The 13,033-nt window shown below is 71.1% G+C and carries 14 protein-coding genes; 10 read left to right on the top strand and 4 right to left on the bottom strand.

The features are described from left to right. Nucleotides 1-538 precede the first annotated feature (538 nt). The 5 genes from FHG89_RS14055 (at nucleotide 539) to FHG89_RS14035 (ending at nucleotide 4,523) form a co-directional block, all read left to right on the top strand. Nucleotides 539-787 (top strand): hypothetical protein, encoded by a 249-nt coding sequence (locus FHG89_RS14055; protein WP_139584827.1) that lies wholly within the window; start codon nucleotides 539-541, stop codon nucleotides 785-787. Then, complete coding sequence (locus tag FHG89_RS14050; RefSeq protein ID WP_139584826.1) at nucleotides 784-1,098, top strand: hypothetical protein; 315 nt, start codon at nucleotides 784-786, stop codon at nucleotides 1,096-1,098. Before FHG89_RS14055 ends, FHG89_RS14050 begins: the two co-directional genes overlap by 4 nt. Nucleotides 1,099-1,131: 33 nt before the next feature. After that, nucleotides 1,132-1,743, top strand: a complete 612-nt coding sequence (locus FHG89_RS14045; RefSeq protein WP_139584825.1) for a hypothetical protein — start codon at nucleotides 1,132-1,134, stop codon at nucleotides 1,741-1,743. 431 nt (nucleotides 1,744-2,174) lie between these two features. After that, on the top strand, nucleotides 2,175-3,995 hold the full coding sequence (locus FHG89_RS14040) for a hypothetical protein (protein WP_139584824.1): 1,821 nt from the start codon (nucleotides 2,175-2,177) through the stop codon (nucleotides 3,993-3,995). A gap of 9 nt (nucleotides 3,996-4,004) precedes the next feature. Next, on the top strand, nucleotides 4,005-4,523 hold the full coding sequence (locus FHG89_RS14035; RefSeq protein ID WP_139584823.1) for a hypothetical protein: 519 nt from the start codon (nucleotides 4,005-4,007) through the stop codon (nucleotides 4,521-4,523). 142 nt (nucleotides 4,524-4,665) lie between these two features. Here the strand turns inward: FHG89_RS14035 and FHG89_RS14030 are convergent, their stop codons facing one another. Genes FHG89_RS14030 through FHG89_RS32945 form a run of 3 tightly spaced genes read right to left on the bottom strand, consistent with a single transcriptional unit; the run spans nucleotide 4,666 to nucleotide 7,662 of the window. Next, nucleotides 4,666-5,703 (bottom strand): hypothetical protein, encoded by a 1,038-nt coding sequence (locus FHG89_RS14030; protein WP_244295428.1) that lies wholly within the window; start codon nucleotides 5,701-5,703, stop codon nucleotides 4,666-4,668. Between the two features lie 13 nt (nucleotides 5,704-5,716). Beyond that, nucleotides 5,717-7,222 carry a relaxase/mobilization nuclease domain-containing protein gene (locus tag FHG89_RS14025; protein WP_139584822.1) on the bottom strand — a complete coding sequence of 502 codons (1,506 nt, stop codon included), beginning with the start codon at nucleotides 7,220-7,222 and terminating at the stop codon, nucleotides 5,717-5,719. Beyond that, complete coding sequence (locus tag FHG89_RS32945) at nucleotides 7,219-7,662, bottom strand: plasmid mobilization protein (RefSeq protein WP_167517414.1); 444 nt, start codon at nucleotides 7,660-7,662, stop codon at nucleotides 7,219-7,221. The genes FHG89_RS14025 and FHG89_RS32945 overlap by 4 nt, the downstream gene beginning before the upstream one ends. Before the next feature lie 412 nt (nucleotides 7,663-8,074). Between FHG89_RS32945 and FHG89_RS14015 the strand changes: the two genes are divergently transcribed. After that, nucleotides 8,075-8,404 (top strand): hypothetical protein, encoded by a 330-nt coding sequence (locus FHG89_RS14015; RefSeq protein ID WP_139584821.1) that lies wholly within the window; start codon nucleotides 8,075-8,077, stop codon nucleotides 8,402-8,404. A 59-nt stretch (nucleotides 8,405-8,463) separates the two neighbouring features. Here FHG89_RS14015 and FHG89_RS14010 read toward each other — a convergent pair whose 3' ends face one another. Beyond that, entirely contained in the window at nucleotides 8,464-9,603 is a 1,140-nt protein-coding gene (locus FHG89_RS14010; protein ID WP_208760961.1) for a M23 family metallopeptidase, read from the bottom strand. 729 nt (nucleotides 9,604-10,332) lie between these two features. On the opposite strand from FHG89_RS14010, the gene FHG89_RS14000 reads away from it, so the two are divergent. The 4 genes from FHG89_RS14000 to FHG89_RS13985 all read left to right on the top strand — a co-directional run. Further along, nucleotides 10,333-10,878 (top strand): DUF6668 family protein, encoded by a 546-nt coding sequence (locus FHG89_RS14000; protein WP_244295427.1) that lies wholly within the window; start codon nucleotides 10,333-10,335, stop codon nucleotides 10,876-10,878. Next, on the top strand, nucleotides 10,875-11,198 hold the full coding sequence (locus tag FHG89_RS13995; protein ID WP_244295426.1) for a hypothetical protein: 324 nt from the start codon (nucleotides 10,875-10,877) through the stop codon (nucleotides 11,196-11,198). Before FHG89_RS14000 ends, FHG89_RS13995 begins: the two co-directional genes overlap by 4 nt. 10 nt (nucleotides 11,199-11,208) lie before the next feature. Next, complete coding sequence (locus tag FHG89_RS13990) at nucleotides 11,209-11,943, top strand: DUF8175 domain-containg protein (RefSeq protein WP_139584819.1); 735 nt, start codon at nucleotides 11,209-11,211, stop codon at nucleotides 11,941-11,943. Beyond that, nucleotides 11,928-13,033: TrbL/VirB6 family protein (locus FHG89_RS13985; RefSeq protein ID WP_139584818.1), on the top strand; the 1,106-nt coding region annotated here is incomplete at its 3' end. The genes FHG89_RS13990 and FHG89_RS13985, both read left to right, overlap by 16 nt.

Here is a 13,033-nt window from a genome sequence, read left to right as displayed (position 1 = left end):
GAACACCGGCGTACACCGGACTCCGCTTCGCCGCTAACCCGTAGACGCTTCTCTCAAGGACTTGGGTCGTCATCGGGCGCAGGGGTCGACCGTGGGCGCGGTCGGCCCCTCACTGTTTGACCTGGGAAAACGTGACCCAAGCCACTATGTAACCAGTCAGTAACTAGACGTGCGTGAAGCTTGCCCACCCTGTCGGGCAGTGGGGCATCGTCCGATCGTTCCATCGACCACCTTCGCAATGTCACCGACAGCCCTATGTCACCGCTTACGCTGGTGGTTCACGCTGCTGTCACACCAGTTGATTGCGGTTCACCTTGAGCCTGGCTCCTCGGTGTGACTTGAGCCACTATTGGAGCGTTATACCACCCTTCACCAGGCAATATGTCTCCTCGTAATGCGCCGATGACCTTCGGTAAAGAGGAGCTGGCGGACCTCCCGGCCGCTCGGCGAGGCCCCAGACGGAAGCCACTCCACGCCGCGTATGCGTTTGTATACTTTTCCATGTCGGTTGACCCGTACCGGTTTTCGTACACCATCAATGAGGCGCTCGACCGCGCCGGCGTGGGCTGGCAGGCGGGCCCTGCACGTGCTCACCGCCTCCCGGCCGCGGATCGTGCGCCACATCGGCGCGGTGATGCACGTCGTCGGCGCGGTGCCGGACGGGCGTCTGCTGGCGGTGGCGCTCATCGAGGAGGCCGACGACGAGTACGTGGTGGTCGGGGCGCGGTGGCTCGACGAGGACGAGGCGCAGTCGCTGCGCAAGTTGATGGAGAGGGGCGGACGATGAGCCGAGCAGAGGACATCAGGGCGGCGCAGGAGTCGTTGGAGAGCCACGACTGGTCCGACGCGGTGGTCGATGACACCCCGCCGACGACGAAGGTGAGCATGTCCGCCCGGTACCCGAGCGACATCGCCCGTCGGGTGATGGAGGACGCGGAGGCCCGGGGCGTGAAGCCGGGGGCGATCCTGCGGGAGATCGTTGAGGCGCACTACGCCACGCTTGACGCCGCCGGCGATGAGTCGATCACCGTGCGGCCTGCTGACGTCGTCCGTGCGCTGGCTCAGGTTGCCCGGCGAGAGCGTCCTGCCGCCGCGTAGGGCGATGTCGGACGCTGGCCGTACGGTCTGACCATGCAGCAGGCGGAAGGCTTCACCGCGCCCGGCCGGGCTCCGATGCTCGTGGTGCGGTGGAAGGCCGGCAGGGTCCACGTCAGCCAGGACGGGATCAAGACCTGGTGCGGTGCGCCGGTGCCTGCGGGCGCCACTCGCACCGTCCCGACGGTCGACTGGCACCAGCACACCAACTGCTACAACTGCGCCTACCGCCTCTGGCCGCTGCACGCGCCACCCGGGTACCTGCGTCCCGTCAACGGCCAGGACTTCCCCATCCGTCGCGCCTGCTCTCACAGCGGTGACCCCCGCGCGTGCACCACCTGCACGCTTCGCCCACCGAGGAACTGGCCCTGCACGCGCGGCTGCACCGACCAGCGCGATCACCAGGCCGACCGCAGGTACACCCAGTGCACCGTCTTCCCGCCCCGCCAACCCACCGGCCCGGGTGGGCGCTGCATCCAGGGCTGCGAGTCCACGAACCGGGTGCTGCACCGCGCCAACCCCGGCATGTTCTTCGACCTGGCCGACAGTGACTCCCTGACCTGCTATCACTGCGGGTTGTACGTCTGTGTCGGCTGCGAGGCCGTCCCGGTGGCGTCCACCCTAACGCTCTGCGACGCCTGCCCCTGACCGCGTCGGCGCGGCCTCTACCGGCCCGGCGCCTCGGCGGTCACGCCCGGCGACGCCGCGTCACCGTCGGCTCCCGCCACGACGACGTCTTGCTCTGCGGCCTAGCCGTCGACCACCCCGGAACGCGTACGCGGCGGTGGTGTGCGCCCGGTGGACGAAGCCAGGCACCTGCCGCAGCAGGTCACGCACATCGTGCCCGGCGCGCTCCAACTGGTCGAGCTTAGATCACTGTGCATGGACGTTAGAGAGCCCGCTCTGACTACCCCGGCGGCCGGTCCTGGCGCCACACAGCTTCGACATCGGTCACTACGCTGAGTTGGCTGACGGAGACGGGGCGAGGCAGGGGGGCAGGGATGGGGCGCATCGGCACGGACGACGGAAGGGAAGCTCCGCCGCGGGCGTGGAACCCTCGTCGACCTCTGCTCATCGGAGTGGTCACCCTGGTCCTGGTCGTCCTAGCCAGCGCGGTCACCTGGTGGGTGTGGCCCAAGGGCCCGGACCGCAAGCCCTTCGACCAGGCGGTCGCCGGCCTCGCGGCCGCCGAGGCCGTCACCTACCAGACGTCGCTGGGGGGCCTCACCACCGACACCCGGGTCACCCGGCACGGCGACTCGATCGGCACTCTCACCCTGGCTGGGCAGCGTTTTGAGCTGATGACCGTGAACGGCCGGAACTACCTGAAGGCGCCGTCCGGCGCGCTGCCCGGCGGCGCGGCCGTGGCCGGGATGCGCAACCGCTGGTTCGTCGGGAACTCCGGCCTCGCCGGTCTCGGCCAGGGCGGCGTCGCACCGCCGCAACTCGCCCAGCGCCTGAGGGCCGTCGTGGACCACGCCACCACGTTCAACCGGTCATCGGTCAACGGCAACGAGGCGTACGTCGCGCGCGCACCGGACGGCAACCTTTTCGTGACGTCCGCCAAGCCGCACCGGGTGCTCCGGTTCACCCCCCGCGGGATCGCCAACCTGCCCTCTCTGCCCTCTCTGCCGACCATGCCCGGGAGACCGGCTGATCAGGCGTCCTCCGGGCCACCGCCCCCCTCGTCGCGGCCATCCCTACCCGACCCGTCAGCCATCCCGTCGCTGCCGTCGCTGCCTACGCTGCCCCCGCTTCCCGGCGGCGCCCTGGTCGGCGTCCGGCACCGGCAGCCCACGCCACCGGGCGGCGCGCAGGCCCAGCAGCCGCCGGGCCTCGACGTCTCTCCGCTGACCCCGGAGCAGACCGACGACCTCTACACCGACCTGATCTCCTCCGGCACCCAACTGGTCGAGGCCGCCGACCCGAACGTCCAGTTCACCGCCCAGGTCACCGGTCAGATCGCCTGCGGCGGCGCCTGCACCGTCAATGCCTCGGTGACGAACCAGGTCACCGGCCAAGACGAGACCACTGTGACCGGCGCCCAGGTAACCGCCGAGATGACCGCCACCATCTCGGTCGACGGACGAGTGGGCGGCACCTGCGTCAGTCCGCCCACTCCGATCCAGACCAACGGCGCAGGGCAGCTATCCTGCCTGGATCCGGCGTCCGGCGCGCTCGCCCAAGCCGTCCTGGCGCAGAAGAAGGCCGCCGCGGGTGGCAAGGGCGGCGTCGTGTCGGTGGTCGTCACCGCGCAGGTCGAGGTGTACGCGAAAGCCTTGACAACGGCCCAGGTGCGGCAAGAGGTCGACCGGCAGAAGCAGGAGCGGCAGCAGGCACGTGGCAGCCGCGCGCCGCCGGTCTACCCTGCGGAAGGGATCAAGGTCGGCCCGGTCAGCCTTGGCGCCCGGCAGAGCGGCACCGCCGCCCCGATCCGCGTCGACGGCCTCACCGCCAACAAGTGGGACAACAATAAGCCCAAGGGTCAGCGCCAGGACGGCCTGCTGATCGAGGACGCGCTCGGCGGCAACCTGCCGGACGGAGTACGGGACATCGACTATTACTCGGCGCACGACGGCGGCACCGCGATCAGTATGAAGTCGATCGACCCGAGATCCGATTCGTACTCGGTCGAACCGGGCACAATCGCTTCCGTAGGCATCGGCTACGTCAAGGCGATCGATAACTACCGCAGGGGATTCGACCTGTGGAATCCGCTGGTACCGCCCGACGCCGTCTCGGTGTGGGTCCTGAGGATCGCCTATCCGGCCGGCACGTCCAACCCGGAATTCTTCCCGACGCCGAGCGGCCAGGCCAAGTTCCTGGCGGCGTTGGAGCGCATCAAGGAAGAGGCCGCGCAGAAGAACATCGTTCTCCAGTTCGTACCGATCGAGGGGTGACACGTCACCGTGCGCGATGATGAGGAGGTGGAGGTCTGGCTGCTCGTCTTCGCCGAACACAGCGTCGTCGGCACGCATCCGTCCCGCACCCGGCTGCGGCAGGGCATGTCGTTCGTTCCCGTCACCTCGCGGGACCGGGAGTGTACCGACGAATACTTCCAGAGGCTTGATGATGACGTCGACCCCGGCCACGGCAGTTACCTGGTGACCGCCACGCTGCGCTGTCTCGGCCTCACGGTGCACCCGGGTGGCACCGTGGCGCTGATCCGGGCAGGCACCGATGAACAGGCGAGCATCGTCCTGCACCAGGCCGGCGACGGCGTGCCGGTCCCTGCGGAGGCGACCCAGATCTCCGTGGTCCGCGACTGGCCGGGCACCGCCTGGGCCGAGCGCGCCAAGGTGGCGGGCGTACCAGGCAGCTCTCCGCGTACCGACTGGCCGGTGAACACGGCACTCCGCGCGCTCGGTGTCGAACGCGGCGACCACCCCGACGAGGCGACCGCTCTCGGTCTCACCCTGCCAACCTGACCCGTGGACGCGAGCGATCAGTCCCGCGAGCCTGGCAGGCAGCACTTCTTATACCCGGCCGACGAGGAACTCGAGCGATATCGCCCGCCGAGAGCGTCCCGCCGCCGCTTATGGTCCGCTACTGACCACGTCGGCCCAGCCTCTACCGGCCCCGTGCCTCTACAGCCACGACCTGTGAAGAGGACGGCGTCGGCCCCTGCGCGTCCTGACTGGGCCGGCCCGCCGACGCGGCGTCAATGACGGCGGCTGCGGTCGACTGGGGAAAGGCTTGGCCCGCGAGCTGAGCCCCACGCACATCGCGTTCACCAGTCCCCGTTGAAGGCTGATCGGCATCCGGGCGCGCTTCGCGAGGGCTTTCCTCGGTGGCGGCGCCGCCCTCCCGCCACTCACCGTCGAGCGTGACGGCGCGCCGGTCCTCGCCGCCATGAGCGTCGCCTCGCTCAGCAGCGGCGTTCTGGTTTGTGGCGTAGTCGTCGACCACCCGGAACGCGTACGCGGCGGGTGTGTGAGCCCGGTCGACGAAGCCGGGCACCTGCCGCAGCAGATCGCGCACATCGTGCCCGCCGCGCTCCAACTGGTCGAGCTTGTACATCAGCGCCGGCCACGCCGCCGAGGCGATGACCCGCTCCGCCCGGTCAACGGTCCACACCTCCCGCACGTGCACCGCCATCGCCTCCTCGCGCTCCTGGGCGCTGCGACGTCGCTCGCCGACGTCATCGGGCCGGGACTCCGCCGGCCGGTCAACGTCATCCACGGCGGCGCGGTCGAGCTGGTCGGACAGCCACGCCTCGTCCCCCGGCCGGGCACCGGTCTGCGGGTCAACGTGGACACCGCGCTCGGCGAGCCGCACAACCATGACCCGCTGGGCGGCCTCGGCGCGCGGGTCGACGGCCGCCCATTCGGCGCTAGCCCGCCAGGCCCGCGCGATGTCCTCAGCCGACGCCTGTTGCCACCACGACGGCCGGGTCGCCGGCCGCCACACGCTCACACCCGCCTGCTGGGCCGCGCGCACCTGGGCGCGGATACGACGGGCCTGTTCCTCGCTGGCCCGAGCGGCGCGTTGCAGCTGAGCGATGCGGATCTCGATGGCCGCCTGCGCCAGTTGACCGGCGGCCTGGATCGCGGCGGTGACCGCCGCGGTGGCCCGCTGGTGGATCTCAGCCATCTCGTTGTCGGGCACTACCTCGTCCTCCTCAACGCTGCGGATCCCGGTCGACGTTCGGGTCAACGCGGGGCCGGGCCGGGCCTGGCACGCTGTGAACCGGCCGCTGCGGCGGCCCGCCCTGGGTCGGCACATGCACCTGGTCGACGACCTGGGCGCCCGACTGGAGCAGGGGCATCAGGTGCGCGGCGGCAGCAGCAGCCGCGCCTGCGGCATGGGCCTGTTGCTGCGCGGCGCGCAACTCGGCCAGGGCCACGACCAGCCGGGCCGCCTGGACGACCACGGCGAGCAGGACGGCGGCCTCCCCACCGTCGCGGGCATGTCCGGCGACCAGCAGCGCGTCCGCCACGCGACCCAACTCCCCTGCCACCGACGACGCCGTGGGCGCCGGCGCGCGACGCGGCGGCGCCGCCGCGCGAGCCAGGGCATCGGCGGCTCGGCTCACCGGGCCGCGTCCCGACGGCTCGGTGGCCGCCGCCACGCGCGCCAGCAGCTCGGCGCTGGCCCGCGCCACTGCCGGCCACTGCGGCGAGTCGGGTGCCGCCCCGGCCAGTCGGCCGCTGGTCGCCTCCAGCGCGGCGGCCGACGACCGCCACACCGCCATGCGGTCCTCGCTGCGCAGGCTCGATTCCGTGGAATCCGCCGCCTTCCACTGGCCGGTCGAGGGCCGCTCGGCCTCGGGCCACCGCTTACGCACCTGGGGCAAGCTGAGGTCGCCGTCCAGGCTCCGCCCGGCGTACCAGGTCGGCGTGCCCGCTCCGCTCGGCCGCAGCGCGACGGCGTACCCGACTACCTGGTTCGGGTCCTTCGCCGAGGTCCGCGGGGCGACCAGCAACCCCGCGCCCTTCATCCGTGCGACCCACTCGGCCTCACTCCGGGCGCCGGCCAGCGCCGCACGGACCTGGCGGCGCAGCAGTTCCCGGTCCGGCGCCTGGCCGCTACGCCGGGCCCGGTCGACCTCCGGCCGGTTCAGCTCCGGCCGCTTGGTCGCCCCGGCCCGGCCAGGCGTCCACTTGCCGAGCCCGAACTCGTCCTCCAGGAGGTCGGCGACCTGCTGGCTGCGCCGCTTGTCCTGCCGCAGCCACACCGGCGCCCCGTCCTCGGTGGCCAAGGTGACGACCAGGTGCACGTGGTCATTGCCCTTGGCCGACAGGCCGTGCCGCACCGCGATCCACCGGCACCCGGCCCGCTCCGCGTCGCCGGTGAAGCCCATCTCGGCCACGAACCGGCCCGCGATCCGCGACCAGGTCGCGTCGTCGAGTTCCCCTTCCTGCGCGGGCAGGCTCAGCGAGCACTGCCACACGTACTGCTGCACCCCACGCTCGCCGGCGGCGATCTGTGGCGCGTCCAGCCGGGCCGCCAACTCCTCCAGCGACCACCCGCCAACCTCACGGTCGCGGTATTCGGGGGCGAGCAGCGCCACGTCGTCGTACCCGGCGACCAGGTGCGGATTGACGTGCTCCTCGGCCTTCCCCGGCCCCCACAGGTACTCCAGCAGACCACGGACCCGGCTGCCGTAGGTCACCTTCGGGATCATCGGCGACCCGTCTGCGCGGCGGCGATCGCGGTCACCAGCTCGTCGACGCGCGCCGCAACCCGGGCGAGGTACGCAGCCGCAGCGGCCAGGTCCCCACCGGGCTCCCCGGTCGAATGCAGCCGCGCTACGGCCTGGTTCAGGTTGTGCGCCGCACCCCGCACCTGCCGGTGCACGCCCATCAACTCGACCAGCAGCGGCCCCGTGTTGGCAGCACCGGCCGGACCGGCCGGAGCGGGTACGAGCGGCGCCGATCCGACCTCCGCCAGGTACGCCGAGGTGGCCATCCGAGCCGCCGCCGCGTTCGCCTCGACCGCCGCCATCTCCGCCTCGGACAACCGCACGGTCACCCGGTGCACCCGCGGATCATCGTCGCTGTGGGCACGCCGCCGGCGCTGGCTCGCACCGAACCGGACCACCCCGACCTGCGACGGATCAGCCACGTCGACCACCCTCCCGGCGGACGCTGACCGCCGTGTATCGGCCGGCCGCAATGCGGCCCGTCTGACCAAAAGTCAGACTTTTACTCCAACTTGCTCCGACGAAGGAGGGTGGTCGTGTGGACGCGGGCCGTGTCGTTGGGCGAGTCGAGCGCACCTGACGGCGCGCACCATGAACCCACCCCGTGGGTGCCAGAGACGATAGCCAGACGACGCCCAGCATCAAGGGCGCAATGCGTCGCTGCGCGATGGGCCTGCGGCCCACCCTTGATCCTGGTCGACGTCCTCGGCTGGCACTGATGGCGCCCCCACCGGCCGGCCGGAAGGGTGGAAAAGCCGTCCCCCAAGCATCGATCTTGGCGGCTAAGCTCGGCGTCCACAGCCACCAGAGCACAGTCATCGCGGGGAGGACTCCATGGCCGAACAGAGCGCCAAGGCCGTTCGCGGCGAAACCGAGAAGGCGGCACTGCAACTGCTGCGCGAGCGCGCCAACCTGGTCGGCGAGGCGGCCACAGCGCGGCACGAACGCGACCAACTCGCCGCAGCGCTGGTCGAGGCCATGAATCGCTACGCCGCCACGTACACCGCCGCCGTGCAGGGCGGCTGGACGCAGGGCGAACTGGCCAAGCTCGGTCTGGACGCGCCATCGCCCGCACCAGCGCGGCGTCGCCGTGCACCGCGACCGGCGACACCCTCCATGCCCGATGAGCCGGCCCCCATGCTGAGTAAGCCTGCCCAGCCGTAACAGGAACACGTCGACGGCCTCCTTCGCTGCGCGGGGGGAGGCCGTCGTGCTGATTTTGCTCACGTCGTCAAACCCAAAGGCGCGCCTTGGGCACGCATGAACGGGACCGGGTCCACGGCGTTGTCGCGGTTGGCGTGGAACTGTCCTTCTGGAACGTTGAGGTGCACCTCGAAGTGCAGGTGCGCTCCGGAGCTGCCGCCGCTGTTGCCCACGAAGCCGATGACCGTGCCGGCGGTGACCTGCTGACCGATCGCCACCTCGGGTCGCTGGATCATGTGGCAGTAGCGGGTGACGGTGTTGCCCGGGTGGCGGATGTCGACGTACCAGCCGCATCCCCGCGCCCTGGTGTGGCCGTCGCGGTCGCACGTGGTGTACCAGTCGCACTTGACCTGCTCGACGACGCCGGTCGCTGCTGCGCGGATCGTGTCGCCTCGCACGTCGGGCTTCGACATGTCCACGCCGGCGTGGAAGTTGCGCCCACGCTGGCCGAAGTCGCTGCCGATGGCGGCCCTGATCGGCTGAACCCACCCGCCCGGGCCAACCGGCACTGGGCCGAGATCGTCGGTGCCACACGGGGCAGTCGGTGCACCGCCGCCGATGTCGTCGATGTTCGGCAGGCCGAGCACAAGCGCGGCGAGTTGCTCGGCGTCGCCCTCCCACTTTTGGTACGCCTCCGGCAGGCCGGAGCGTTGCACGGCCTGCGCCGCGTCGGTCAGTCGCATCCGCTGCCAACCGTCGACCTTGACCAACGCCTCGTAGAACTTCGCCGCGGCGTAGCTAGGCGTCATTCGCTCGCCCACGCTGCCCCAACCGGCGCGCTGCTGGAACAGCCCGACGGAGTCATGGTCGCGGCCCACGCCCTCGTGCGGCAGGTTCAGCGACTCGGGCACGTTGGCGTTGGCCAGGTTGCGCAACGTGGACTCCTGCATTGCGGTCGCCAGCGCGATGACGTACCCGCGCGGCGGCACCTGGCGCTGCCGGCCGACCGCGACGATGGTGGCCGCGTTCGTCGTCGCGACGCCGTCCCACCGTCCCGCTCCCGGCTCCGGCGATGACCCCGGCGCCGATGGCACCTCACAGGCGGCGGCTTCCGCGTCCGCCTGGCCGAACATCAGCATCGGCAACCCGACCGTGGCGCCGCACAGCAGCATCACCACGGCCAGCGCCCCGACGCCCAGCAGGACCGGCTTGCGTTCCATCAGTTCACCGACCGGACGAAGTCGTTGCCGGTGACCACCCAGCGGCCGTCGACGGCGGCGAGCGTGACGGTGAGCTTGCCCGCATCCGTCGCCACCTCGTATACCGCTGCGCCGTCAGATGGCGCCTGTGTGGCCACCGGGCGGCCCGTCACCCGTGTCGCTGGCACCCGGGCCGGGTCGACGGTCCGCAGCGCCTCAGTGAAGCCCTCGTCGCACGTTCGGGCAACATCGCGCCACCACACCGTCGCTGGCAGGTCGGATCGCACCCATGCTGCGGCAAACGCCGCCACGACCGGCGCTGCCTGCGCCGCCGGTGGCGGTGCAGGCAGCGCTGACGCCTGGTCGTGGTCGTCCGTCCCCGGCCGCTCCCCCGCCGCCAACGGCGAGGCACCACTGGCGACGGTCGTCGGGTAGACCGCGCCGCTGCCCTGCCGCGCCGCTGCGTCCGGCTCAGCCGCGGGCGCGCAGCCGACCATCATCGCCCCTGCGAGAACAACGCCATGGGAGACGCGAGCCCACCGACGGACGAAGTCGGCGCGCGTGAGTTCACCTGCTCTGCGTGCCATTCGACGCCTCCCCGTGGTGCCCTTTCGCGTCCGTTGCGGCAGAGCCAACACCATAGATCCATTCACAAACGCAGTGCTACTGTCTGGTACTCGTCGGTGACCTTGACACACGGGGGAGGCATCGGATGACGGGGATTATCGGCGTGCGCTGGTGGAATCGCCGGTGAAGGCTGCCCCTGTCGCCGCGTCTCGCACGCGCCCCGGGATCGCCCCAGCGCTACCCTTCGCGCTGATTCCGCCGAATCTCGACGCCTGGCCACCGCTGTGGTGGGTCGGGTGTCACGGCGGCGCCGGCGTCAGCACCCTTGCCCGACTGGTCGGCTTCGGGCTGGACTTCGGCAAGGGCTGGCCCACGCTGACACCGGCGATGCCGGCGACACAGGTGGTGCTGGTCTGCCGCACGTCCGCGGCCGGCACCTGGGCCGCGACCGGCGCCATCGAGCAGTGGCGCCGCCGCTCGGGAATGTCCGCCTCAATGACGCTGCTGGGCGTCGTCGCGGTCGCCGCATCGCCGCGGCGGCCGCCGCGCATCGCCACCGAACGACTGCAACTGCTACGCGGCTGGGCCCCGCAGATCTGGCGCGTCGGCTGGGTCGACGCGCTACTCGCCGCCGACGACCCCCGCGACGTCGGTGCCCCTCCGGACATCGAGGCGCTGCGCACCACGATCTGGCAGAGGGCACGAATGAACCTGGATGGGAAACGATGACCCTGATCGACTACATAGACCACGCTCAGCACTTCCTGGCTGGCATGGCACCCGAGCCGAGCAACCCTGCGCCGCCTGCCGTACCGGACCCGGGGGTCGGCGAGGCTCCCCCCGGCGTCGGTGACAAGGTGCTCACGCTCCTGAAGTGGGTGGCGAACCTGGCCATCGCCGCGTGCGTCGGTGGGGTGCTCTTCACGGCCGGGAAGATGGCGCTGGCGCACCGCCGGGGCGACGACACCAACGTCTCGGCGCTCGGTTGGGTGTTCGCCGCCTGCATTCTCATCGGAAGCGCAGCCTCGGTGGTCACCGCGCTCATCTAGGAGAAACGTCATGCCGCGCTCGTCTGCAACCCAGGACTTCGCCGACCGTCCGCCGTGGACGCGGCCCGGCTTCATCGCCTCCGCAGCGCTCGTGCTGATCGTCGTCATCGCCGGCGTGGTGGTGGCCATCGCCTCCGACAGCGATGACCGCAGCACCACCGGCACGCCGCCGCCAGCGACCCCCACCCCGAGCCAGACCACATCGCCGCAGGACCTGCCCACCGCCGTACCGACCACCGCGCCGGCCGGCGTGCGGTGGGAGCTGGTCGGATCCCTGCCCGTGCCGGTCAGCACCACCGCAGGTCCGAGCCGGGTCAACGGCACCACCGCCTCCGGCTTCACCCACACCCCCGACGGTGCCCTCATCGCCGCCGCCCAGGTCCTCATGAGGTCGTCTCTGGGCAGGGAATACTGGGAGCCGACGATCAAAGGGCAATTCGTGCCCAGCCAAGACCGTGACCGGCTGCTGGCCCAGATGAGCAGCGTGGACACCAGTGACGTTGACCCCGGCTCACTCAGCCAGATCGCCGGCTACCAGTACCAGTCCTACACCCCCGACACTGCAGTGATCGGGCTCGTTCTACGCGCGCCCTCGGCCGGTTCCCCGCAGTACCACATCCTGTCGCTGACCCTGCTCTGGCGCGACGGCGACTGGCGGATGCAGGCGCCCCCGGGAGGCTCCTGGATCTCGGTAAACCGCCGCACCAACGACCTCGCCGGGGTCGTCGAATGGGGGCCGCGGTAGTGCCCAGTTGCCCCCCAGTCCTCCCCACGTGCATCCCCGGCAAGATCCTGGAGAACACGGCCTCCCGGTTCCTCGACGAGCTGGCCGAGCAGTCGTCGCAGGCCGCCGCCGAGATGCTCAAGACGCTGGTCACCGGGTGGCTGTCCATCCCCACCCCGGTGGTGTCGCAGGCCGAGGGAGCGGTCCAACATCTGCGCGCGTACACCAACTGGGCGGTTGCGGCGATCGCCGTGGGCACGGTGCTGTTCGCCGCGCTCAAGATCGCGTGGCAACGCAACGGCCAGGAGGCCGGCACGCTCACCAAGAACCTGGTAACGCTGGTCGTGCTCGCCGGAGCCGGTGTGCCGGCCGTACAACTGCTCATCGAGATCGGTGACGCCTACGCCGACTGGATCCTCAGCGCCTCCGCGAACGGCGATCTCGGCAAGCGGCTCCTGCTGCTCGCTCCCGCCGCCGCGACCGGTGGAATGCCAGCGATCGTGGTGATCGGCATCTCGATCATGGTGTTCCTATCCTCGATGGTGCAACTGCTGTTGCTGCTGGCCCGCAACGCCGGCCTGGTCCTGCTCGCCGGGCTACTCCCGGCCGCCGCCGCCGTGGGGGGCTCGGTACGTAGCCGGTACCTGACCTGGCTGCTCGCGCTGCTGCTCTACAAGCCGGCCGCCGCCACGATCTACGCCACGGTGTTCTGGCTCGGTCAGGGTCAAACCCTCACCGACGTACTCACCGGCATGGTGATGTTCTGCATGGCCATCGTGGCGTTGCCCGCCCTGATGCGGCTCATCGCCCCGGCCGTGTCGGTGCTCACCTCCGGTGGCGGATCCAGTGGCGTCGCCCTCGCCGCGGCGTCCGGCGCCGGGCAACTCGCGTCTGGGGCACTTCGTGTCAGCGGTGCCGGTGGAGCAAGCAGCACCACCGGCAGCTCGGGATCCCCCGGCGGCCCAGGCCGCCCCGGTGGCGCAGCACCGTCCGCACCGGCCGCCCGACCGTCCGGAGGCGGGGCGGGCACGGCAGGCTCCAGCGGCGGCAGGATGGCGGGGGCCGGCAGCGCAGCAGCGGGGGCTGGAGCCTCCAACGGCCCGGCCAGCGC

Origin of the sequence: Micromonospora orduensis, from assembly GCF_006228125.1 — a bacterium.
GTDB classification, from domain to species: domain Bacteria; phylum Actinomycetota; class Actinomycetes; order Mycobacteriales; family Micromonosporaceae; genus Micromonospora; species Micromonospora orduensis.
The sequence above is the reverse complement of the archived record's forward strand: the minus strand, read 5'-3'. Positions and strand labels throughout refer to the sequence as shown.